This window comes from Lysinibacillus sp. G1-3 (assembly GCF_056322905.1).
In genome coordinates, this window is the sequence record NZ_JBWHYQ010000002.1 from 1 (window position 1) to 24,564 (window position 24,564).

Here is a 24,564-nt window from a genome sequence, read left to right on the forward strand (position 1 = left end):
ATTCATTTTTATAATTACGATCGTTATCAGAAACGATTAAACGGCTTGAGTCCTTTAGAATTTAGGGCTCAAGCCGCTTAATACATTTTTTATTATTTCCGCTGTCTACTTGACGGGGGGCAGTTCAAACTCCACCAGGTTTAGGTCTTTTAATTTGTCCCTCAAGATTTAGTATAGAAATAATTTTAAAAATAGACTTTTATTTCATATTTTAGTAGGATGTAGTTGGGGTCACGCCATCTATTTGCCTTTATAGATGGTTTATTTTTTTGATATGAGGGCATTTTTTAGAGATGTGTTCTCTACTTTACGCCACAGAATTGTAACAATTCTGAAAAAACAAAACTGTTTAAAGGGAAATGATGGCACTTACTTTGATGAATGACGTTGATTTTAATGGAAGCTACTATAAAGTTTCCACAAAAAATGGTTCATCACAACAGGGAGGGTAGGGTAATACCATTGATATAAGTTGGAGTGGAGGCTGGGAATTCTCAGGAAGCTTTGCTCTGCGCGAAAGCGAAGCGACAACGGCAAATGTTTTAACTGCGCGAAAGCGAAGCGACAACGGCAAATGTTTTAACTGTGCGACAGCAACAAATGTTTTAACTGTGCGGCAGCAACAACAAAGCGCCCAGTAGGAACGAAAATCAACCTCACATTATGGAGATGAGCAAAAAAATATTTTGGAGGATGTTATATTGAGTAACGAAACATTATTAAGTTTAAGTAGTAATTCATTTTTCGTGGCATTTATTTTACTTCTGATTGCTATTATACCGATTGGACTTGCCGTGAAATCAAAAGGAAAGATATTTGGAAAAATCGGGCTTCTACTTACATATATTGCATTTGCTTTACAGTTAGTTTATTTCATTTTAAGGTGGATAGCTGTTGATCATGCACCTGTAAGTAATATGTATGAGTTTATGACGTTCTTTGGCATTATGCTTACTGGTAGTTATTTGATCATTCATTTTTTATATAAGCAAATCGTTGTAGGTTTGTTTACTATCCCTGTGTCATTAATTATTCTCGGTTATGGAAGCGTTTTTACAAAAACAGTGTCACCTCTTGTTCCATCACTACAAAGTAATTGGTTAACGATTCATGTTATGACTGTTGCTTTTTCAAGTGCTGTTTTATCGGTTTCATTTGCAACGGGTATTATTTATTTGTTACGAACATTAGATGTTTCTAAATTTTCGATGAGTACAGTTGCTTTGGAATTTGTTATGTATTGCTTAATTGTCGTGATTGGCTTTATTGGAGTGGCAACTTACTTTAACTTAGCAGGAGATAAAATCGAGGTTCAATTTGAAAATAAGCTAGAGAAGAAAGAAACAGCCGAATATACGATGACGCCATTGATTGTTAATAAAGGTGCAGTAACAGCTAGTGGGGATCAGGTTGGTGTTTTACAGATTACGAATAGGCTAGATGCGAAGAAATTGAATACGATTGTATGGTCATTTATCGTTGGAACGATTTTATATGGGGTGATTGTGCTCATCACGCGAAGACGATTAATTGTGTTATTAAAGCCATTAACAAACCGTGTACAGCCAGTATTAATAGATGAAATTACATATCGAGCAGTTGTCATAGGTTTCCCGTTATTTGCTCTAGGAGGCTTGTTGTTTGCTATGATTTGGGCACAGATTGCTTGGAGTAGGTATTGGGGTTGGGACCCTAAGGAAGTGTGGGCACTAATCACATTTTTATTTTATGCCGCTTTCCTTCATTTCCGCCTTTCAAAAGGCTGGGAAGGGGAAAAGACAGCTTGGTTAGCGATTATTGGATTTGGAATTATTGTGTTTAATCAAGTATTTGTAAATTTAGTTATTGCAGGTTTACATTCATACGCATAAGGATGTTGTGAATGAATTATTTTTTTAAACTGAATGTAGTGAGTATGTTAATGGGTTAATATTCTTTATTTCTCTTGAAATGCAAGTAAATTATTATCGCATAGTGAGACTCACTGGGTGCGAAGGACAATATTTCGATACCTTAGTATTAGTTATGCATGCGGTTGGTTTTGTTGTAGCAACTATTGTGCTATACATGCTTACATATAAATGGATAGCGCATCGTCGATTAGTATATTGGACAACAATTTTTTGGGTGCATTATACAGCGTTCTTTATTTTTATATGTGTAAATGTGTATCCAATCACTTATCGGGTGGATATACCAGGTCAGCTCAAGGGTTCATTCTTTTTGCGATGTTCTTGTTCTATCCGTTTTATATAGGAACTTTGAATATTATATGCTATCATTCAAAATCTGAAGCTGTACAAATTAAATAACCGTAAAAAAGAGACATCCATTAATTTGGATGTCTCTTGTATTTTGCATCTACATGTTAAAGCTATAAATTAAAGCTTTACAACATTAGTAGCCTGAGGTCCGCGGTTACCTTCTTCAACGCCGAACTCTACTTTTTGGCCTTCTTCTAAAGTTTTAAAGCCATCTGATTGAATAGCAGAGAAATGTACAAATACATCATTTCCACCTTCTACCTCGATAAATCCAAAACCTTTTTCTGCGTTAAACCATTTTACTGTACCTTGTGTCATGTGAACAACCTCCCAAAAAAATTAAACAATCATATTGCTTCGATCGCTTGCGAAAATATCACATTTTCAAAAGCTCGTATTACTTTTGAATACGTGATTTTAGCGGATAAGATGAAGTAATGTAATTATTGTTCTGATTATATAACAATTCCGAATATTTATCCAGTATATTCCGATTTTGTCATGTAAAATTTACATTTCCATTATTTTAACCATTCTTTCTCTTTAGCGACAATTACGGCTTCTGCACGAGATTCTACGTTTAGTTTGACAAAAAGCTTGGATAAATAATTTTCAACAGTGCGTTGCGTGACCCCGATGGCTGAAGCAATTGCTTTATTTGTACATCCTTGTGCGACAAGCTGTAAAATTTCTTGCTCCTTTTGACTTAATAAAACATCTTGCTGCGCGTTTGGAAGATTGGTACGTTGCTGTACAAAATCTAAAAAATCAGCTGCTAGTAAGATTTCGCCCCTAAGTGCGGCTTCAATGGTTTGAATCACTTGCTGTTTCGTAGCGAGCTTTGATAATAGTCCATCGACCTTCTTCTCAATAAGTAGTTCGTAATAATCGGAAAGTTCATATCCTGTATAGAGTAAAATAAGTGCTTCTGGTTGCTTTTTCTTAATCATTTCTGAAAGCTGGATGCCATTGATTGGCTTCATATTAATATCAATCAAAAATAATTGAAAAGATTGAGCATCCATTCTCGACAGAACAACGGAGCTATCTTGTTCCGTATCTATATGAGCATTTGCTAAATCCTGTAATAATGTTTTCGTACCATCTAAAACGACAGGATGGTCATCTATAATAAGAATATTAATCATCTGAATCCACGTCCTCTTGTATTTGAATAACTATATGCATTCCTTCATTTAAATTGGAGTTTATCGTGATGTCCCCATTAAAAGCACGGACTCGTTCTCGAATCCCATTAATGCCCATAGAATTTGAAGATTGCATTAAACTTTCAATATTACAGCCAATACCATTATCATCGTATTGGAGAATGAAACCGCTATTTATCGCTTGTAGTCTTAGTGAAACTTCGGTTGCCTCAGCATGCTTAATGGCATTATTTAAGAGCTCTTGCACAAGGCGATAGACGACTAAATGTAAAGTGGCATCTTGAAATTGTACACGTTCTATTTGTGCTTTAAACAAAAAGTCTGCTCGAATTTTCACCTTTTGAATTAATTTTTTTAAGGCGATTTGTAGCCCAAATGTGTCCAGTAAAGGAGGGCTTAAATTCTCACAATACTCGCGTAAATCCTTCGATGCATTCAGCAACTGCTCACGGATATCTAATACCTTTTCTTTATCAATAATAGGAGAGCTTGTAAGTACATCTAACTCTCTCGCTAAATGAAGTTGCTCTTGCAAAATAGTGTCATGTAATTCCTGTGCTAAAATACTTTTCTCCTTCTCAATGATATTCCATAATAATTTGTCGAGCCAAGGAAGCTGTGTATCATTGTGATCCTTCATAAGCTTTATTTCATACACTAAATCTTCAATGAGCTTTAAATTCTCAATAAACATAGAGACATAGAGGGCTAGTAACTCTAGCCAAAGAAGCTCTTCTTTTTGTAATACATGTCTAATGTGTAACACGATTTTTTCTTCACCTGTATCATGTAATAGTAGGTGATTCCCCATATTAACTTCATCACGAGTGCTTTCCGTTATTGTTGTAATTGTAAAGGCTGTAGTACCAAGCCTTTCTGTTATTTCATACTTGAATTGATCCAGTAATTCTTGCTGGTTTTTTGCTTTCCCCATTCGATTAACCGCAGCATATAAATTATGGACATAATCGCCGGTGGATGAAAATATAATCTTTCGATATTTAAAATCAAGCTGCTCTTTTATATAGAAACTAGCAATGATTACAAAGAATACCAGTGTAAAAACACCTATAATTTTAACAATCGATAATTTGTCAATAAATAGGAGGGTAATACCCGTAGATAATAGTAATGCACATAAAAAAGCAAGTGTTGAATAATAACGTAAACGAGATAATTGATATTCAATATCGAATAATCGTTCATTCACTTGAATGAAAATAAAAGAAAAAGGAATAAACAATAAAAATAATGCAGCTACCTCACTATGTAAAATAGGGTTCCGCCCTAATAATTCAGGTATGACGAAAAACAGTAAAAACGGCAAGAAAGGCGTAATAAATGCAATAGTGATTAAACGGATTTTTTCCAGTTTCGTCCGTAAATAACTCGTTAGTAAAATATAAATCGCATAGAGAACAAGTACAGCAAACATTCCTAATTTAATTAAGGTTGTGATCGTCTTAAAGTCAGAATTAACTATTGTTATGAAATCCAAGCAAGGTATAAATAGTAGTGTTAGATAAAGCCATTTTGTATTGAGGTATGGCCATTCTATACATAGGTAACGGTAATAAAATTGTAAGAAGTGAATAAAAAGCACTATGCATAAAATTATACCAATACTTATTACAAATCCGCCAATTAGATTTCCTCTAGCTGAGGCTCCTGTACTTATATAAGCCAAGGAACAGGTTAATAAAAATAAAGTTAGTAGAATAGTTAGTAGATTATCAGTATTTCTTCGCCATAAATAGATAGCAACACCAAATGATAGAACGAAATAAAAAAGTGGAAAAATTATTTGCAAATAAAATTCTTCCGGGATATCTTTATGCTTAATTGAAACAGCATGAACATCCCCATTAGGCTTCATAATTGTCAGTTTTTTTGCACAACGTACAAAAGCATCGAGTTGATTAGAACGAACGGGTTTGTCATCAATTGTCAGAAGTAGATCGCCTTTTTCAATATTATTTTGCTGTGCCCAATTTGGATAATAGAACTCGGTCATGACTGGTTGTTTGCTAGTTGTGTCTAGTAAAATACCAATAAAAGGAGTTTGTGATGCAACTACAAGTACATAAATACCGAGGAGTAAGTAGGTTATGAAAATACTATATGTCCATTTACTCATTGTTTTTTCTCATTTATTTGCATGATAATAATGCCCCATTTCAATCTTAAGTACCATTATATTATCCATAATTTTTGGTAATTTTGGAATACCGAAAAAGTTGTTTCGGAAAACCACCATTGCTTTTTCGGAATAACGAAGTAGTTTTTTCGGTGTAGCCTATGATAGTGTAAAACTATCATGTGTGACGAAAAGGGGGAGCGTTGCATGACAAAGAAAGGATTGTTAATAGTCCTTTTTCTAGTCGTCATAATGTCGTACCCGATGACAACAATCGCTAAAAACGTTGAAAATGATGCGGTGAAAGTAGATATTTGCATTATTGGGAGTGATAATCGTTTTGTCTATAAGATTCCAAAGAGTTTACATAATGATACGCCGTATGTTGAAATGAAGAATAACATAGAATCCTCCTTAGCAAGTCATTGGAAGGTCGAGGATCCTCGTTATGAAATCCTCCAGACAGATGTAGCGTATACTTTTTCAATTAAAGATTTAATTCATGAAAAACAAGACGGGAAAATAAAGATAGCGATTCCATATTCTTATTTAATAGGAATGCTTGGTGAAAATGATCCCATTCAATTAAAAATTTTGGCTAGCAAACTAATCGACTGGCAAACGAACTCAAACGATTTGGCAACTCTCGGCTTTGTAGAACCGCTTACTTATTTTAGTGAACAGGAATATGTTTTTGAGGGAGAGGTTAACGAGCTACTACATCAGCGGGTAGGACATTTTAATGGCTCTGTTATGAAAGGGCAAATGCTACTACATATTGTTATATATTTTAGTTTTATTTTGGCGCAGCTTATTGCCTGTTTCATTTTATCGAGGCGCTTAAAAAAGAGAATTATTAAAGATCCTGAAAATATGCATCAGTTCCGAAAGCTAAATTATTTGTATCAAATCATACCGATAATAATTATTGGTATGCAAATTGTTTTTCTAATCAGTTCAGGCTTATTGACCGCGTTTGGTATTTATTTTGACCCAGGGGTTGACCTTTTGTTTGTTATCGTCCCAGTTTTATTTAATATTATTTTGATGCCAATGTTTTTTGTCACGATGGAGAGTGAAATAGCAAGGGAGCTAGAATACGATTCCTTTGGCTCAGACAGGTAAATATTGTTTTTATTTTTGGGCATTCACATGTAGTTATTAGATGATATAATGGTCAACAGCATACTTGAAGGAGCTGTTGATGAACATGGCGCATCCAGAAATCGCGTACTTAAATTTACTACAACATATATTAGAGAATGGTGTTAAAAAGGAAGATCGTACAGGGACTGGTACATATAGTGTGTTTGGCTATCAAATGCGATTTGATTTAAGCAAAGGTTTTCCTCTATTAACGACGAAGCGTGTACCATTCAAACTTGTAGCAAGTGAGCTACTTTGGTTTATTAAAGGGGATACAAATATTCGCTATCTACTGCAAAACAACAATCATATTTGGGATGAATGGGCTTTTAAAAAATGGGTTGAGTCTGATGAATATTCAGGTCCCGATATGACAGATTTTGGTCGTCGCTGCTTAGTGGACGAATCATTCAACGCTGATTATCAAAAAGAGTTAGCCTCATTTTGTGAGCGCATATTAACAGATGATGAATTTGCAAATAAATACGGCGAGCTTGGAAATGTTTACGGTAAGCAATGGCGTAATTGGACAACATCAACAGGGGAAAGTATTGATCAATTACAAGATGTCATTCATCAAATCAAGCACAATCCAGATTCACGACGCATTATTGTCAATGCTTGGAATCCTGAAGACGTTATCAATGCAGGAGCAAAGGGCAGTAAAGCTGCACTACCTCCATGTCACGTAATGTTCCAATTTTATGTTGCAAATGGAAAATTGAGCTGCCAGCTAATGCAAAGAAGCCTCGATACATTACTCGGCTGTCCATTTAACATTGCCTCATATGCATTACTGACACATTTAATTGCACACGAATGCGGTTTAGAAGTAGGCGAATTTATTCACAGCATTGGGGATGCTCATATATATTCAAATCACGTGGAACAAGTAAAAGAACAACTTTCACGTGAGCCTAAAGACCTACCATCCTTAAAAATCAATCCAAATAAAACGTCAATTTTTGACATCGAGCTCGAAGATCTTTCAATTGAAGGCTACGATCCACACCCAACAATTAAAGCACCAATTGCCGTTTAACCTAAAGCAGCAGCCGTATTGGCTGCTGTTTTTTTATGGAAACAAACATTGAAGCGGGTGATATATAGATCGGAGCGACGGATAGAAGAGTCGAAGCGACGGAAAGAAGAGGCAGAGCGACGGAAAGAAGGCAAAATAATGGATAGAACCATCAAAAGCGTGGATAGAATGGTCAAAATGATGGATAGAACCGGCAAAGCGTGGATAGAATGGTCAAAATGATGGATTGAACCGCCAAAGCGACGGAAAGAACAGGCAGAGCGACGGATGAAACAGCCAAAGTGACGGAAAGAAGTCAAAATAATGGATAGAACCATCAAAAGCGTGGATAGAGTGGTCAAAATGATGGATAGAACCGCCAAAGCGACGGAAAGAAGGCAAAATAATGGATAGAACCATCAAAAGCGTGGATAGAATGGTCAAAATGATGGATAGAACCGGCAAAGCGTGGATAGAATGGTCAAAATGAAGGATAGAACCGTCAAAACGTGGATAGAGTGGCCAAAATGATGGCTAGAACCGGCAAAGCGACGGAAAGAACAGGCAGAGCGACGGATGAAACAGCCAAAGTGACGGAAAGAAGTCAAAATAATGGATAGAACCGTCAAAGCGTGGATAGAGTGGTCAAAATAATGGATAGAACCGTCAAAACGTGGATAGAATGGTCAAAATGATGGATAGAACCGTCAAAACGTGGATAGAGTGGTCAAAATGATGGATAGAACCGCCAATGTCGTGGATAGAGTGGCAAAATGATGGATAGAACCGTCAAAACGTGGATAGAGTGGTCAAAATAATGGATAGAACCGCCAAAACGTGGATAGAATGGTCAAAATGATGGATAGAACCGTCAAAACGTGGATAGAGTGGTCAAAATGATGGATAGAACCGCCAAAGTCGTGGATAGAGTGGCCAAAATAATGGATAGAACCACCAAAATCATGGAAAGTCCTTCCAAATAGACAACAAGAACTACCCAACCGACGAATAAAACACCATAAGAGAGAAACCCTTTAGTACATATAAAAGAACCAAAACTTTCTAAAAAATATAAAGGACATTTAATTTTTTGAAATTTTTTCCGATATAAGTTTTAATATGGAAGTTAAAATAACAATTTAGAGGTGAGTGGTGTGAGGAGATCATTGGTTTTTCAAATAGATGGAAGAGAGCGTGAGCAGCGTTTAAGGACAAAATTGCTGACGAATACTCCTCATGGAACAGTGGAATCTGAGCTACCACACATCTCTACAAAATTAACATTGGAGCAAATACAAATAATGATGGAAGTCGTTGAGGAAATTCGCTTGAAACGTTATAAAGAAAGACTGTAATTGTAAGCGCCTTCTAAGCTATAATAGCTGAGGAGGTGTTTTATTATGAACGTGGTATTTGTAGATTCAGTTTTAGGTACAGAGCTTTTGCATATGGTGTCACATGATGTGGCGGGGACATTAGCTGCGGCACAGGGGGAAAGTGTGACGTTTCCAGTTGGCCATTTTAAGTATGAATTTCATAACTTAGATTTTTATGAGGAAGATGGAGAAATACGACAAGAATTAGTCATTTACGTTAAGAAAGTATAATACTCCGTAATATGAAAAAAATAAATGCAGGTACAATTAAAGCAATTTAATTGCTTTTATTCAATCCTGTAACTATAATAGTTACAACAGGTGGTGATACATATGGTGAACAGTCGGTTTTCGGTAGCGATCCATATTCTTTCGCTTATTGCTACAACATCTGATAAAAGTCAGTTGACGTCTGAGTACATTGCTGGAAGTGTGAATACAAATCCAGTTGTTGTGCGACGTATGATTGGTGTGCTAAAGAAAGCGGGTTTGCTTACCTCGCAATCAGGTATTGCAGGCTATGACCTTTTAGTAGAGCCAAAAGATTTAACGCTTTTAGCTATTTACCATGCGATTGATGGGCCAGAGCAGCTATTTGCGATTCATGATGAGCCAAATCCAGCATGTTCAGTTGGTCAAAAAATCCAACGGACATTGGAAGGTGTTTATACATCTGTTTGGCATGCAATGGAAGAACAACTACAAGCACAAACTTTACAGGATGTGCTAGATCAACTTCGTAAATAAACGAAGTCGATCTTTTGTATCTAACCTGTAACTAAAAAGGTTACAATCAAAACATAGGAGGAATTATAATGATGAAAATCGCAGTAATTGGTGCAACAGGGAAAGCAGGACAAAAGATAGTAGAGGAGGGACTGCAACGTGGACATGATGTAACTGCGATTGTACGTTCAGCTTCCAAAGTAACAGGAAATATTTCGGTAATTGAAAAGGATGTTTTTGCATTATCTCAAGAAGATGTGAAAGGGTTTGACGTAGTCGTAAATGCGTTTGGTGCACCTGCTGGTCAGGAAGAATTGCATGTGAAAGCTGGTCGTCATTTAATAGATATATTCAAGGATATTGATACAAAATTATTTGTTGTCGGTGGAGCAGGTAGTCTGTTTGTAGACCCAGAGAAAAACGTACGCGTAATGGATACACCTGATTTTCCAGAAATGTTTTATGCAACAGCTAAAAATCAAGGTGAAAATCTACACGACTTACAACAATCTACTATTACTTGGACATTTTTAAGTCCATCTGCTTTCTTTGATCCAGAAGGGCCACGTACAGGTAGCTATACTGCTGGAGAAGATCATTTATTAGTGAATGCTTCTGGCGAAAGTTATGTTAGCTATGCAGATTATGCCGTTGCGGTGTTGGATGAAATTGAAAATCCAAAGCATGTAAACAGTCGTTTTACAGTGACTTCTAATAAATAATGATAAACCGAGCGTAAAAAAATGCGCTCGGTTTTTATCTTTGTGCGAAAGCGAAGCGGCTAAAGGTGATGGAATGAATGAAAATAAAGCCTCTGGAAACAATAACGTAAAGCTAAAAATGATTATTTTTCACTTTACAGACAATTGGCTGTTTACAATACGACAGTTATTAGCTACTATCAAGTGTGAGGATTACATAAAAGGAGACGACAATTATGTCCACACAACGTATAGAAAAAGACTTTTTAGGTGAACGCGCCTTACCAAGCAATGCTTATTACGGAATCCAAACGCTTCGTGCAACTGAAAATTTCCCGATTACAGGGTATACAATTCATTCTGCACTTATTAAAGCAATGGGTATTGTTAAAAAAGCAGCTGCTTTGAGTAATATGGAGGTACACCTACTTTCAAAAGAAATCGGAGATGCAATTGTCGAAGCTTCACAAGAAGTTATTGATGGTGAGTGGGATGCTGAGTTTATCGTAGACCCAATCCAAGGTGGCGCTGGCACATCGATTAATATGAATGCCAACGAAGTTATTGCTAACCGTGCTTTAGAGATTTTAGGCAAAGAAAAAGGGGACTATCATACAATTAGCCCTAACAGCCATGTAAATATGTCTCAATCAACAAATGATGCTTTCCCTACAGCTATTCATATTGCTGTGTTGAATTTGATAGATGAACTACTTCTTACAATGGAAAACATGCAAGCAGTGTTCCACCAAAAAGCGGAGCAATTTGCACATGTAATTAAAATGGGTCGTACGCATTTACAAGACGCTGTACCGATTCGATTAGGGCAAGAATTTGAAGCATATTGCCGTGTAATCACCCGTGATATTGCGCGCATTCGCCAAACTCGCCCAAATTTATATGATGTAAATATGGGAGCAACAGCTGTTGGAACAGGCTTAAATGCATTCCCTGACTATATTCAAGCAGTTGATCTTCACCTTGCTGAAATTTCAGGATTACCGCTTAAAGGCGCTACACATTTAGTAGATGCAACACAAAATACGGATGCTTATACAGAAGTATCAGGCGCATTAAAAATCTGTATGATTAATATGTCGAAAATTGCTAATGACCTTCGTTTAATGGCTTCTGGTCCACGTGCTGGATTAGGGGAAATCATTTTACCAGCGCGTCAACCTGGATCGTCTATTATGCCAGGTAAAGTAAATCCTGTTATGCCAGAGGTACTTAACCAAGTAGCATTCCAAGTAATTGGTAATGACCATACGATTTCTTTAGCATCTGAAGCAGGACAATTAGAATTAAACGTAATGGAGCCTGTACTTGTCTTTAACTTAATTCAATCTATTAGTATTATGAATAACGTGTTCCGAGCATTTACACAAAATTGCTTGAAGGATATTGAAGCAAACGAAGACCGCATGAAAGAATATGTGGAGAAAAGTGTTGGCGTATTAACAGCAGTGAACCCTCATATTGGCTATGAAGTAGCTGCACGTCTTGCACGCGAAGCAATTCTATCTGGTCGTTCAATTCGTGAGCTTTGCCTTGAAGAGGGTGTACTAACGAAAGAACAATTAGATTTAATCTTAGATCCATATGAGATGACTCATCCAGGTATTGCCGGATCAAGTATTATGAAATTAAAATAATTTATGTTTGAAAGCACTTTGCCTAGCGCAAAGTGCTTTTTTAGTAGTTCAAAACTCAAATGGTCAAGAGAAATCTTTATGAATGTTGTGCGGGTTAATAGTGATGATTACCGTTTCGTTTACATGCCTGTGTGCGAGTGTTTGTTGGCGCTTCACTTTCGCGCATAATACATTTTTCGCCCGACACCCCCTCTAGAAAACGCCCAATCTTTACGGAATCACCCTAAACGAAGAGTCGAACTTTTATATCACAACTTCGACACAAAAGTTTCGAACAATACGAAAAAATTTCCTGTTTTATAATTCTATTTTCTTACAAAAGTTGGTGTTTTTTTCTATCAATTTTAGGGATTTTAAACTATAATTGTTTATGGGAATAATATTATAGTTAGGGGAAATTTGTATGAGCTTACGACAAAAAAGTATTATTGGCTTTTCTTTTTTAAATGTAATCATGGGTCTTATTTTGATTATTGACTTAGCAAATTTAAAGTCATTAGAGGGGATGTCCACTTTATTAACGATATTAGGATTTACTACGACTATATCGTGTATTTTCTATGTGAAATACAAAATTATTAATCCAATTAAACAATTAGCAGTATCCGCTCAAGCTATAGCTGAAGGAAATTTGAACACTTCTCCTATCGAGATAAAATCCAATGATGAGGTTGCGGCGTTAGGTAAAGCGTTTATTGAGATGAAAGAACAATTACATATGATGACACAAAAAATTGCTAGTAGTTCTACCGATTTATCTGCGAGTATAGAGGAGCTATCAGCAAGTACAAATGAAATTGCAGATGCAGTAAACGAAGTAGATTCACAAATGGAGAATACGACTGAGGGTCTTAAAAAAGCAGCACAGTCTGCAAATGAAAGCGCTATAGCAATGCAAGAAACTGCTGATGGCATTGAACGTATTACCGTGGCTACACAAGATGTATTTGATCATGCGAAAGAAGCAAATGACATTGCAGGCAATGGTGCGGAAATTTTACATGTAGCTAAAAATCAAATGGAATTCATTTCAGATTCTACTGAAAAAACAAGTAACTTAATGCAACAATTATCAAGCAAAATGACAGATATAAAATCTATGACAGACATGATTACGGCCATTACAGATCAAACGAATTTACTTGCATTAAATGCAGCGATAGAAGCGGCGCGTGCAGGAGAGCATGGAAAAGGCTTTGCAGTAGTAGCGGAAGAAGTTCGAAAATTAGCGGAGCAATCCAAGCATTCGGCTATTCAAATTGTCGATCTAGTAGTTGGCATTGAAAGCGATACAAAACAAGTAGCAACCTCTGTAGAAGAAGACTTGAAAAACGTTCAGCAGGGTGTTCACGTCATTGATGAGGCTACAAAGTCATTTGGTACGATCTCTCAGCATGTTAGCAAAATGACGAATCAGCTAGAGGATATTTCCGCAACAGCTGAAGAGCTTTCAAGTAGTGCGAATGAAGTTACAAAATTAGTTTCGACAATCGCAAATGGAATGGATAGTTTAACTAATTCCACAGAAGTTATTTTACACTCCGTTGATGAACAAAGTGCCTCAATGCAAGCAATCAACACAGTAGTGTCACAAGACCTATGTGTACAAGCAGAAGATTTACAAAAGCTTACACAGAGATTTAGTAACTAAAGAAAAAAGGCTATTTTGCAGGGATAGATTATCTGCGAAATAGCCTTTTTATTTAACCAACGATGTTTTCAATTTCTTCCGAATCAACTATTAAATAAGCCAAAAAAATCCGTCTGTATCGTCAAAAATACTATGCTAATCATAAACATCATTTCTGCAATAGTAGCAACAGCAACTTTTTTATTTTCCGCGTATTTCCACTCCATAAATGCCCGTAACATTTCAGAGGTTACTAAAAAGACAATTATGATAAACCATATCTCAAAATACCAATAAATTCCAACTCTATCATTGTTAAATTGATAATTCGAATAAATTATTACTAGACTCAAATAAATGATTCGTATTGATAAATCTAGCTTTTTATGTCTTTCGTTAACGTAATAAAAATAAAACCATTTCTTTCTCTCGACACCTAGCAACTTTCTAATGACAAATCCAAAAATACTAATAATTAAAAGTAGAACAAATAGAAAAAGTATTAATGCTCCTAGTTCGGAATTATTATTATACATTTCGTTCACCTCTTAAGCCTGCTTTTTATTTCTATAAGAATAAGATGATAGCTAATCTTGTTATACAGGCATGTGTGGAACGATAGCATTACTAATGTTGCTTATTAGATCCAGATTTTTTAAACGTTTTTCTTGCTTGGATAATTAATGAAATTCCTATAATACATAGACTGCCTGATAAAAAATGAAGGGTAATATTCCATCCTTCACTTAGTTTTTGAAAATATTTGAAATATAAAGACACACCATATATACACATTAAGACACCCCAAATACATCTAAGCATCTTCTATGATCCCCATCCCGTCCTATTATAAAATAACTGAAAATTGTATCTGTATACAGAGTGTAGCACAGTAAATAATTATTTGGTAGTTAATTGGATAATAGGGAACAAATGGACCTACTTATTATTAGTTAAATGCGAACAGATGAGAGGATAATGTTGAAAATACTAAAGTAGGAAAAATATTTTGAGGATAATTTGATTTTATTGGTATAATTTTGAAAGAAAGGGTGGGGAATTTAAATGGGGATGAAGTTTAATAGTTTTCTTAGAGAAGAATTGTCAGTAATTGATATTCAGATAGCAATGGAACATGGTGAAATCACATCAAAAGAATTAACTATGTATTATTTACACAGAATTGCTAAGTATGATCAAGATGGACAGAGGATTAATTCCATGCTTGAAATTAATCCTGAAGCGATATTTATTGCTGAAGCATTAGATGAAGAAAGACAAGTAAAAGGGGCTAGAGGGCCTCTACATGGAATTCCAGTTGTTTTAAAAGACAATATCGAAACGAAAGATTTTATGCATACTAGTGCAGGCGTAATAGCATTAGAAAACTATGTAGCTGAGCAGGATGCATTTTTAGTAAAAAAACTCCGTGAAGCGGGGGCTGTTATTTTAGGGAAAGCAAATATGACTGAATTAGCGAACGGTATGTCGAGTACAATGTGGGCAGGTTATAGTTCTCGAGGTGGACAAACACTTAATCCTTATGGAGATCCAGAACTTTATGTAGGAGGATCCAGTTCGGGGTCGGCAGTAGCAGTGGCATCGAATTTTGCTGTTTTATCAATTGGAACTGAAACAGACGCTTCGATTTTAAGTCCAGCTATTCAAAATTCAGTAGTCGGCATTAAACCGACTGTAGGGTTAATTAGCCGTAGAGGTCTCATCCCTTTTACATACAGTCAAGACACAGCAGGGCCAATGGCAAGAACGGTTACAGATGCAGCTATCTTATTGGGCGCATTAACAGGAGTAGATAAAGATGACGTAGCTACATATAAAAGTGAAAGAAGGATCCACCAAGACTACTCAATCCTTTTAGATGCTACAGGATTAAAGGGTGCTAGAATCGGTGTTTATACGAATGCCTCTAAAACTTTTTATGAGTCAGAGGAATATGACGAAACCCTTTTTAATAACGTAATTCAAGTTTTAAGAGAGCAAGGAGCCGTTATTATAGAAGACATCGAAATTCCTTCTTTTCATAGAGACTGGAAATGGGGAGTACCGCAATATGAATTAAAGCATAGTTTAAATAATTTCCTTGTAAATCTACCTTCTCACATGCCTGTACATTCTCTAGCTGATTTAATCCAATTTAATAAATGTTCACAAGAAAAAACGTTGAAATATGGGCAGGACAAATTGGAATTGAGAGATAAATTACCGAACACGTTAAGAGATCCTGACTATCTAAATGCAAAACTAGAGGACTTGTATTTTTCTCAAGAACAAGGAATCGATTATACATTAAAAAAATATAACTTAGATGCGATAATGTTTCCATCATATATAGGCTCGACAATTAGCGCGAAAGCCGGATATCCGTCTATTGCTGTCCCAGCAGGCTATATGAAAAATGGCAGACCGTTTGGCGTAACTTTGGCAGGCACTGCATTTAGTGAGGATGTATTAATAAAACTTGCATTTTCATATGAACAAGCAAGTAAATTACGAAAAGCGCCGGAGTTGTATTAAGATTCTCTGGGCACATATGAAACTGTCCATACCACTGATTAAATACGGGAAGGTGAAAGGGAGCTCAGGAACTAAGTTCAAAAAATGTATTATGGAAAAGACTAGAAGAAAAGAACAAGAAACTGGAATATATTGACTTTTGAAATGCGCTCATTTACAATTAATTTTAATAATCAATAAGGAATGTAGAATTTACTAGATTCCTTTTACAACTGAATAGCGTGGAATAATAGGTGTAAATTGCGTGCAATTTACTTAAAAGGGAAGTCGGTGCAAATCCGACACTGTCCCGCAACTGTAAATGTGAGCGACTTTTCATATACCACTGTTTAACGACGGGAAGGCGAAAAGTAGTGATGACCATGAGTCAGGATACCTGCCTATTATGAGTACACACCATAACCCTACGAGGAATAGGAGGTGGCATGTTGACAAAACAGAATGCTCTGTTCGTCACCGTACGTCAAACGCCCAAAATAAAAGACGGTAATCGCTTTCAAGGTAATTCTTTTATGCTTGGGTATAATTTGACTTTTTGTGATGAATGAAAAAGATAGAATGAAGGATTTCCTCTAGTTGTAGGAAATCCTTTTTTTATGTAAAAGAAGACTTCCGTTTTGAAAAATATGTACGAAAAGAGGATGCAATGATGACGAATATTCATGTAAGTACAGCACAGGAATCGCAATATGTAGAAATGAAAATTTGTAAGCAGCCACGCACTGAAGTTGCCAAGAAAGCTACAACAAGAATGGTTGTAGAATCCCTTGTCGATCAATTAATAGCTAGCAATCTTATTAGTAATGAACGATTGTTTGATCAAATTTTATATAACAAAGATATTATTTGGATTCAAAATGAAAGTTTTAATGGCCACCTTTTTGCAAAAGCAATTATTACAGATCAACTTAAAACAAAAACAAATGATTTTATGATGTATATGCCGACAAATCCAATTGTGTACGATGTTAATGGTGAACATTTTCATTTAATTACACGTATCGATTCGACGCGTGCAAAACCAAATTTAGAGCGATTTTCCCAAGCCCCTAAGCCAATACTAAGTGCCGCTCGGGTCAATGATTTATTGTGCTCGATAGTGATGCGCTTTTATGAAGTATATGTAGAGGATTTATCACGAGTAGTTTATAAAAATAAACAACTAATCAATTTTATAGAGCGAGAGTATCATCAATTTCTAAAAGCTGTGAAGGAACTAAATGATAATCATTTCAACTGGCACCCACGTGGAAAAGGTCATGAACTATTGCTTGAACTGATTGATAATTTACAACTTTTGAAAAGTCGACCTGGCAAAGTTTTAATGGATTTCTCACAATCCCAAAGCTACGTTGTGGTGGAATCTTCATATCTTATTAATAAACAGGGACAGAAAACGATACAAGCTTAGTAAATTAAAAATGTGCGGGATGAATTTCAATTCCCCGAGGTGAAGGTATATGCCTGACAAGGTAGTAGAATGGAGTTGTCAGTAGAGGGTAGATACCCGCGCGAAGCAAGAATACCCGCGGAAGGAAAGGGAATACCCGCGGAAGGAAGGGGAATACCCGCGGAGAGAAGGTAAATACCCGCGAAAGGAAGGGGAATACCTGCGGAGAGAAGGTAAATACCTGCGCGAAGCAAGAATACCCGCGGAGAGAAGGTAAATACCTGCGCGAAGCAAGAATACCCGCGGAAGGAAGGCAAATACCCGCGGAGAGAAGGTAAATACCCGCGCGAAGCAAGAATACCCGCGGAAGAAAGGCAAATACCCGCGCGAAGCAAGATTACCCACAAAAGTATAGAAACTCTCCACGAAACATAAGAAAACAGGACATTGATCTAACAAATCATGTCCTGTTTTTATGAATTTAGTCAATACAATGCATTGCTGCTTGTGCTTCGTGCCATGGAACGGAGTAGCCCTTACCTTTTGCGCAAAAAATACTAGAGGATGTATAGTAGGGATCGGCGTTCTTATCGTAGCTGATTTGCGCAATAATTTCTTCTGTATTGTGACATGTATCGTAGCCATCAAATTGTAGGGAAAGTACGCCTTTCCCATTGGTGTAGGCGGCAAAGGTTGTACTGTAGCTCATAAATGTTGAGACGGGGGCCCGGCCGGTTACAATCGCGTCATGTTCAGTTATGATTGGTGCGTCAAATGTACCATCAGCTTGCTGAATGTCCGTCATCATGCGGCCGATGAAATCACTAGGAGCTTTAAGTTTAAAGCGGTAGTAGGGCTCTAGTAATATATTTTCTGCTTGTTCGAGCCCTTGCCGTAATGCACGGAATGTTGCTTCACGGAAATCGCCACCTTCAGTATGTTTATTATGTGCGCGTCCTGTTAAGAGTGTGAAGCGAATATCTGTAACCGGAAAACCGGTTAACAGCCCATGATGATCGCGCTCGAATAAATGTTTTTCAATGAGTCGTTGATGTCCAACTGATAAATCATCGGCGTGGCATGCATTGACAAATGTATTGCCGGTGCCGCGTGTATTTGGCTCCATCAATAAATGGACCTCTGCGTAATGCTTTAATGGCTCGAAATGACCGTAACCTGTCACCGTTGTGGTGATCGTTTCCATATACAAAATCTGTGGTTCGCTAAATGAAATGTCTAGCGAGAAACGTTCATGAAGCACTTCGATAAGAACCTCGAGTTGGATGACACCCATAATATGAACGTGAATTTCTTGAAATTTTTCATGCCATAGCACACGTAATGAAGGTTCTTCTGCTTCAAGTATACGGAAAGTTTTTAACACGTCCTTTATATGCTGAGTGCCTTCATAATGTACTTTTGCCTGTAAAGTCGGTACTAACTCAAAGGGCTGAGAATTATTCGAAGAACCAATAATATCGCCGATGTTTGCTTGACTAATCCCTTTTACTGCGAAAATCTCCCCGGCCTCTATCTTTTGAGAAGTTTCATACCGGTTGCCATTGTATAGTCGAATCTCCGTCACTTTTTCAGTCACGTCTCCAAATGAAAGTTCATCACGGACATGTAACGTTCCTTGCAAAGATTTGATAAAAGTTAAGCGTTGATGTCCATCATGACGAATTTTAAACACCTCACCTTGAAACGGAGCGTTGTTATTAAATTGTGTTTCTGTAAGGAGGGGGAGCTGTGTTAGGAATTCCTTTATTCCACTATCTTTTAAGGCAGACCCAGTAAAACATAGAAAGGCCTTTTCCTGTTTAATCATACTAGATAAATGAGTAAGGCAGCTAGAGCTATCCAATGTTTCATTGAGAAAAGCATCGAGAAGGTGTTCATCACGTTCAGCAAGCCACTCCATTATGTCGTTTGAAACATAGTCGGAACGGAGCGGTTCGTCTACGAATAAAACATCTGCAGAGCAATCCTTTTGAAGCGCAGCCATTACAGCTTCAACATCTGCTCCTTCACGATCAATTTTGTTAATAAAAAAGAAGGTTGGAACATGATATTGGCGTAAAAGTTGCCATACTGTTTCAGTATGACCCTGTATTCCTTCGACAGCACTAACAATAATGATGGCATAATCCATAACCCGAATGGCACGCTCCATCTCTGGAGAGAAATCGACGTGCCCTGGTGTATCGATTAATGTATATGTATCATCCCCAAGCGTCATGCGGCCTTGCTCCGCAAAAATCGTGATGCCTCGCTGACGCTCCAGCTCATGATTATCTAGAAATGTGTCCTGATGATCCACTCGTCCACGAGCTTGAATACTGTTTGTATGAAATAGTAACTGCTCAGAAAATGTTGTTTTACCAGCATCCACGTGAGCAAGTACTCCAATTGTTACATGCATAAAAAGATCCTCGTTTCTATTCATTCATTTAACAACATTGTAACAGAATTGGTATAAAAAATATTTCATATAGTGTTTATGTCGCAATAGTGTTAATATATGTATGATTGTGAATCTACTAGTCAATCAATATATACAACAAAATAAAAACGACGTATTGGTGTAAATGACCTTTGTTATTTGCTTAAAAGGGAAATCGGTGTAAATCCGATGCTGTCCCGCAACTGTAAATGGGGAGTCTATACAAGATGCCACTGTAGCCACGCTATGGGAAGGCGTATAGATGATGAACCTAAGCCAGGATACCTGCCAATATGTATTTATTACTGAATCCACGAGGATGGGGATAGTGAATAGGTTGAAATACCTTTCTTTTGCTATGCTAACCTCTTGGAAACAAGGGGATTTTTTTATGCCCTTTTCTAGAATCGCTATCTGGTAGCATAGGAGTCTAAACGATTTCTTTCTATATATTTAACATCAAAGGAGAAGAGGACATGAAGAAATGGAATAGCTTATGGCTAGTCTTTGCGATCGCATTGGTGGCTATATTGGGTGCATGTAGTGAAAAGGACAAACTAGAATCTGCTACACAAAGTGAGAAGGTAGAGCCTTCACAAGCTGAAAAGTCAGACATAACGATTGAAAATAATGGAACAACGCAAGTATATAAGGAAGCCCCCAAAAAAGCGATTAGCTTAAATCAGCACGTGACAGAAATTATGTTAGCTTTAGAGCTAGAAGATTCAATGGTAGGGACGGCGTACTTAGATGACAAAATTTATGAGCCTCTACAAGCGGCCTATGATGAAGTGCCTGTGTTAGCAAAACAGTATCCTACAAAGGAGCAGGTTATTGATGCAGAAGCAGATTTTTTATTAGGTGGTTGGAAAAGCGCCTTTGGAGAGAAAGGTGTAGGCACACAAGAAGAGCTTGAAACATTAGGCATTCACACTTATTTACATACAGCCTCAATCATGACGAAACCAACTTTAGACGATATTTTCACAGATATTAGAAATATCGCAAAAATTTTCCGTGTTGAAGATCGTGGAGAAGCACTAATTGAAAAAATGACAAAGGATGTAGAGGATGTCCGTGCAAAACTACCGCAAAATGGAAAAGAACTGCCTGTTTTAGTGTTTGATAGTGGTGATAAAGAGATCTTCACAGCAGGACAAAACATTATGAATGAACTTGTTAAGATGGCCGGCGGTAAAAATATTTTTGGTGATGTAGAATCGGGTTGGACTACGGTGTCCAAAGAAGATACAGTAGAACGTAATCCAGCGGTCGTAGTTGTCATAGATTACGGAGAAACAACAGCGGAAGCAAAAATAAACTTCTTAAAAAATGATCCAGCCTTGAAGGAAATGGAAGCAGTCAAAAACGAACGCTTTGTGATTCTACCACTTTCTGCTGCATCTGAAGGGGTACGTGCTGCAGAAGCCATTCAAATTTTGGCGAAAGGCTTCTATCCTGAGAGTTTTTAAGCTATCCAATAAATGGGGGGCTAGCAATTGGCTAGCTCCTTTTTCATAAGGAGAAGTATTTATGAATGCATTCCGTTCGAATATACCGGACAAAACCTTCGAAAACTTAAACAATAATGGGGATTTTACTCGCCTTGCCGTATGCCCAGGCATTATTAATAAACATTATACCCCTGCACAATTCCAAACAATAGCAAAGGTTGTAGGGGAAGAGGGTGCCATAAAATACTCTGCCTCTTACAGCATATTATTATCTATCCCAACAGTAGAAGTTGAAAAGACGATTGAGGAGCTAGAAGACACTGGCCTTTATGTGGCCAAGCAAGGTCCGATTGTAGCGATGAAAGCGTGTGATTTTTGTGATGGTGACAAAATGGAGGCAGCACCAATTACAGAAAAGCTATATCATTCATTAAAAGGAATCACTGTCCCTACAAGGTTACGTGTAAACGTCAATGGCTGTGCCTCAGCTTGTTATAATGCGGTGTATGATGATATTGGGCTTGTTTATCAAAAGGATACCTTTGATGTCTATTTAGGAGCAGTGCCGATGGGAGCGAATGCAAAAGCTGGGACACTCTTTGCGAAAAAGGTAGGAGTAGAGCTTATTGAAGGCTTTTTAAAGCAAATCATTGAGCTCTATCAGAAACATGCTCGTCCGAATGAACCCTTTTATAAATTTTATCGCAGAACAAATTCTGCTGATTATTGGAAAGATTTAATCTGACTCTTATCATAATGTGGGCTCGACTTACGTACCGACTGAGTACTTTACTAGGTGCGTCCGAATAAAAAACAATTTCTCCGAAAAAGGAGGAATAATGCTTAGTGTATCGAAATATTGTACTAAGTAACCAAATTTTCACACAAAGGGGATAGGGAAGTTATGACATTGAAACAAGGGATAAAACCAGAAGATCTATATGAATTAAAATCAGTGGCGGATCCACAAGTATCACCTGATGGAACAGAAGTGGTGTATGTACAGACTCATATTGATGAGAAGAAAAAGGACTATGTGTCTAATTTATTTTACATAAATTTGGATGATAAAAAAACGCAACAATGGACATTTGGGGAAGATAAAACGCATTCTCCTGTTTGGTCTCCGGATGGCAGTAAAATCGCGTTTGTGTCATCGAGAAATGGCAAACCACAAATTTTTGTTCTTTCAAAAACAGGCGGGGAAGCGAAACAAGTTACGAATTGTAAAAACGGTGCGACATCGCCTACTTGGTCTCCTTGTGGAGAGAAAATTGCCTTCTCTGTACAGCTTGGTAAAGATGAAAACATTGATGATAAAGTTGAGAACAATCAAAAGGAAGACAAAGAGCTAAAACCACTTGTAATAGATAAGATGAAACATAAATCGGATGGAGCTGGATTTATGGATATGGAGCAATTTTCTCAAATTGCGATCGTTCATCTTGCATCAGGAGAATTAGAGCTACTGACGGAAGGGAAACATAATTTACAGCTTGGTACATGGTCTCCGGATGGAAAATATCTTTCGTACATTGCGGACTTAACAGAGGATCTAGACTTTTCATTTATATGTGATATTTATTTATTGGATTTAGAAACGAAACATGGTCGCAAGCTAACAGATGGGTCAGGGGTGTTTTACCAAACTTCATGGTCTCCGAACAGCCGCTTCATATCTTATGTTGGAAACGAAAGAGAATTTGAAAATGCAACACAACCAAAGCTATGGATTTATGATTTGGACAATGATAATCAGACATGTGTTACGAGTGAATTTGACGCGCCTGTCGGTGATTTTGCTATCGGTGATTTCCTTCAAGGTGTTGTTCCTCCGCGCCTTCAATGGTTAGAGGATAATAAAAGCTTTTACTTCCAATTGACAGATCACGGAAATACATCTATTTATTTTGGCAATCTATCGGGAGAATTGTATCCAGCTATTCATGATGATCAATATGTATATGGTTTTTCACTTGATGCTAAAAATGATAGAGCGGTAGTCGCAATCAGTACGACTACAAACCCTGGGGATCTATTTTACGTAAATTTAAATACCGGTGAAAAGGAACAGCTTACTACAGTTAATGAAGAATTTTTAAAGACGCGAGCATTATCTGTCCCAGAAGCAATTGAATTTGAAGGGGCAGATGGCTGGAAAGTAAACGGCTGGATGATGAAGCCTATTGGATATGAAGAAGGGGAGAAATATCCACTTATTCTTGAAATCCATGGTGGTCCGCACGCAATGTATGCTAACTCTTATTTTAACGAATTCCAAATCCTTGCTGCAAAAGGCTTTGCGGTTCTATATACGAACCCTCGAGGAAGCCATGGTTATGGTCAAAAATTTGTGGATGCAGTACGTGGTGATTATGGCGGCAATGATTATAATGATCTAATGGCTGCTGTTGATTATGCATTGGAGCAATATGATTTCATTGACCAAAAGCGTCTCGGCGTTACAGGTGGAAGCTATGGGGGCTTCATGACAAACTGGATTGTTGGACAGACAAATCGATTTAAAGCAGCTGTTACGCAACGTTGCATTTCTAACTGGATTAGCTTTTACGGAGTAAGTGATATCGGCTATTACTTCAATGACTGGCAGATTCAAGCGGGACTAGACGATATAGAGAAGCTATGGCAACATTCACCACTTAAGTATGTAGACAACGTGGAGACGCCATTGTTAATTTTACACGGCGAAAAAGACTATCGCTGTCCGATTGAACAAGCAGAGCAATTGTTTATCGCCTTAAAACATCGTAAAAAAGAAACGAAATTTGTGCGTTTCCCTGAAGCCAATCACGAACTTTCAAGGAGCGGAAAACCAACGTTACGAATTAATCGACTAGAATATATTAGAGATTGGTTTGTAGACTATCTATAAGAAAAATATTGATGGCTTAAGAAG

21 protein-coding genes and 2 riboswitches are annotated in these 24,564 nt (G+C 37.2%); of the genes, 15 read left to right on the plus strand and 6 right to left on the minus strand.

Annotated elements, in window-relative coordinates; genetic code table 11:
- Both ACVYAD_RS02015 and ccsB read left to right on the plus strand, forming a co-directional pair.
- Nucleotides 1-81 (plus strand): hypothetical protein, encoded by an 81-nt coding sequence (locus tag ACVYAD_RS02015; protein ID WP_476424579.1) that lies wholly within the window; start codon nucleotides 1-3, stop codon nucleotides 79-81.
- 620 nt (nucleotides 82-701) lie between these two features.
- Entirely contained in the window at nucleotides 702-1,871 is a 1,170-nt protein-coding gene (gene ccsB, locus ACVYAD_RS02020; RefSeq protein WP_476424258.1) for a c-type cytochrome biogenesis protein CcsB, read from the plus strand.
- 510 nt (nucleotides 1,872-2,381) lie between these two features.
- Here the strand turns inward: ccsB and ACVYAD_RS02025 are convergent.
- From ACVYAD_RS02025 to ACVYAD_RS02035, 3 genes are all read right to left on the minus strand, one after another.
- Nucleotides 2,382-2,582: a cold-shock protein gene (locus ACVYAD_RS02025; protein ID WP_053592785.1), complete on the minus strand. Its 201-nt coding sequence runs from the start codon at nucleotides 2,580-2,582 to the stop codon at nucleotides 2,382-2,384.
- 203 nt (nucleotides 2,583-2,785) lie between these two features.
- Nucleotides 2,786-3,412, minus strand: a complete 627-nt coding sequence (locus ACVYAD_RS02030) for a response regulator transcription factor (protein WP_386828277.1) — start codon at nucleotides 3,410-3,412, stop codon at nucleotides 2,786-2,788.
- Nucleotides 3,405-5,570 (minus strand): sensor histidine kinase, encoded by a 2,166-nt coding sequence (locus ACVYAD_RS02035; protein WP_476424261.1) that lies wholly within the window; start codon nucleotides 5,568-5,570, stop codon nucleotides 3,405-3,407. Before ACVYAD_RS02035 ends, ACVYAD_RS02030 begins: the two co-directional genes overlap by 8 nt.
- Nucleotides 5,571-5,777: 207 nt before the next feature.
- On the opposite strand from ACVYAD_RS02035, the gene ACVYAD_RS02040 reads away from it, so the two are divergent.
- The gene (locus ACVYAD_RS02040) at nucleotides 5,778-6,695 is read left to right on the plus strand and encodes a hypothetical protein (protein ID WP_349659957.1); all 918 of its coding nucleotides are present in this window, start codon (nucleotides 5,778-5,780) and stop codon (nucleotides 6,693-6,695) included.
- A gap of 85 nt (nucleotides 6,696-6,780) precedes the next feature.
- On the plus strand, nucleotides 6,781-7,758 hold the full coding sequence (locus ACVYAD_RS02045) for a thymidylate synthase (protein WP_349659981.1): 978 nt from the start codon (nucleotides 6,781-6,783) through the stop codon (nucleotides 7,756-7,758).
- On the opposite strand, the gene ACVYAD_RS02050 is transcribed toward ACVYAD_RS02045, so the two are convergent.
- Nucleotides 7,755-8,099 (minus strand): hypothetical protein, encoded by a 345-nt coding sequence (locus tag ACVYAD_RS02050; RefSeq protein WP_476424263.1) that lies wholly within the window; start codon nucleotides 8,097-8,099, stop codon nucleotides 7,755-7,757. The genes ACVYAD_RS02045 and ACVYAD_RS02050 overlap by 4 nt on opposite strands.
- 792 nt (nucleotides 8,100-8,891) lie before the next feature.
- On the opposite strand from ACVYAD_RS02050, the gene ACVYAD_RS02055 reads away from it, so the two are divergent.
- From ACVYAD_RS02055 to ACVYAD_RS02080, 6 genes are all read left to right on the plus strand, one after another.
- A complete protein-coding gene (locus tag ACVYAD_RS02055; protein ID WP_476424265.1) occupies nucleotides 8,892-9,092 on the plus strand; it encodes a hypothetical protein in 201 nt (66 codons plus the stop codon).
- A gap of 45 nt (nucleotides 9,093-9,137) precedes the next feature.
- The gene (locus tag ACVYAD_RS02060) at nucleotides 9,138-9,344 is read left to right on the plus strand and encodes a thymidylate synthase (protein WP_197143701.1); all 207 of its coding nucleotides are present in this window, start codon (nucleotides 9,138-9,140) and stop codon (nucleotides 9,342-9,344) included.
- A gap of 102 nt (nucleotides 9,345-9,446) precedes the next feature.
- Entirely contained in the window at nucleotides 9,447-9,860 is a 414-nt protein-coding gene (locus tag ACVYAD_RS02065; RefSeq protein ID WP_349659954.1) for an Rrf2 family transcriptional regulator, read from the plus strand.
- 71 nt (nucleotides 9,861-9,931) lie between these two features.
- The gene (locus ACVYAD_RS02070; RefSeq protein ID WP_476424581.1) at nucleotides 9,932-10,561 is read left to right on the plus strand and encodes an NAD(P)-dependent oxidoreductase; all 630 of its coding nucleotides are present in this window, start codon (nucleotides 9,932-9,934) and stop codon (nucleotides 10,559-10,561) included.
- A 215-nt stretch (nucleotides 10,562-10,776) separates the two neighbouring features.
- A complete protein-coding gene (gene aspA / locus ACVYAD_RS02075; protein WP_079561085.1) occupies nucleotides 10,777-12,195 on the plus strand; it encodes an aspartate ammonia-lyase in 1,419 nt (472 codons plus the stop codon).
- Between the two features lie 403 nt (nucleotides 12,196-12,598).
- Nucleotides 12,599-13,846 (plus strand): methyl-accepting chemotaxis protein, encoded by a 1,248-nt coding sequence (locus tag ACVYAD_RS02080; RefSeq protein ID WP_476424267.1) that lies wholly within the window; start codon nucleotides 12,599-12,601, stop codon nucleotides 13,844-13,846.
- A gap of 83 nt (nucleotides 13,847-13,929) precedes the next feature.
- Here the strand turns inward: ACVYAD_RS02080 and ACVYAD_RS02085 are convergent, their stop codons facing one another.
- A complete protein-coding gene (locus ACVYAD_RS02085) occupies nucleotides 13,930-14,361 on the minus strand; it encodes a DUF4181 domain-containing protein (protein WP_476424583.1) in 432 nt (143 codons plus the stop codon).
- 529 nt (nucleotides 14,362-14,890) lie between these two features.
- On the opposite strand from ACVYAD_RS02085, the gene ACVYAD_RS02090 reads away from it, so the two are divergent.
- Together ACVYAD_RS02090 and ACVYAD_RS02095 are read left to right on the plus strand one after the other, a co-directional pair.
- Nucleotides 14,891-16,360, plus strand: coding sequence for an amidase family protein (locus ACVYAD_RS02090; protein WP_476424268.1), 1,470 nt, complete (start codon nucleotides 14,891-14,893; stop codon nucleotides 16,358-16,360).
- 214 nt (nucleotides 16,361-16,574) lie between these two features.
- Nucleotides 16,575-16,758, plus strand: a riboswitch (cobalamin riboswitch).
- Nucleotides 16,759-17,006: 248 nt separating this feature from the next.
- A complete protein-coding gene (locus ACVYAD_RS02095; protein WP_476424270.1) occupies nucleotides 17,007-17,771 on the plus strand; it encodes a hypothetical protein in 765 nt (254 codons plus the stop codon).
- A 460-nt stretch (nucleotides 17,772-18,231) separates the two neighbouring features.
- Here ACVYAD_RS02095 and ACVYAD_RS02100 read toward each other — a convergent pair whose 3' ends face one another.
- Complete coding sequence (locus tag ACVYAD_RS02100; protein ID WP_476424272.1) at nucleotides 18,232-20,172, minus strand: GTP-binding protein; 1,941 nt, start codon at nucleotides 20,170-20,172, stop codon at nucleotides 18,232-18,234.
- Between the two features lie 141 nt (nucleotides 20,173-20,313).
- A riboswitch (cobalamin riboswitch) is annotated at nucleotides 20,314-20,500 on the plus strand.
- A gap of 169 nt (nucleotides 20,501-20,669) precedes the next feature.
- Here ACVYAD_RS02100 and ACVYAD_RS02105 point away from each other — a divergent pair.
- From ACVYAD_RS02105 to ACVYAD_RS02115, 3 genes are all read left to right on the plus strand, one after another.
- Complete coding sequence (locus ACVYAD_RS02105; protein WP_476424274.1) at nucleotides 20,670-21,665, plus strand: ABC transporter substrate-binding protein; 996 nt, start codon at nucleotides 20,670-20,672, stop codon at nucleotides 21,663-21,665.
- 61 nt (nucleotides 21,666-21,726) lie between these two features.
- The gene (locus tag ACVYAD_RS02110) at nucleotides 21,727-22,392 is read left to right on the plus strand and encodes a precorrin-3B methylase (RefSeq protein ID WP_476424276.1); all 666 of its coding nucleotides are present in this window, start codon (nucleotides 21,727-21,729) and stop codon (nucleotides 22,390-22,392) included.
- Nucleotides 22,393-22,551: 159 nt separating this feature from the next.
- Nucleotides 22,552-24,540: a S9 family peptidase gene (locus tag ACVYAD_RS02115; RefSeq protein WP_476424278.1), complete on the plus strand. Its 1,989-nt coding sequence runs from the start codon at nucleotides 22,552-22,554 to the stop codon at nucleotides 24,538-24,540.
- Nucleotides 24,541-24,564 lie beyond the last annotated feature (24 nt).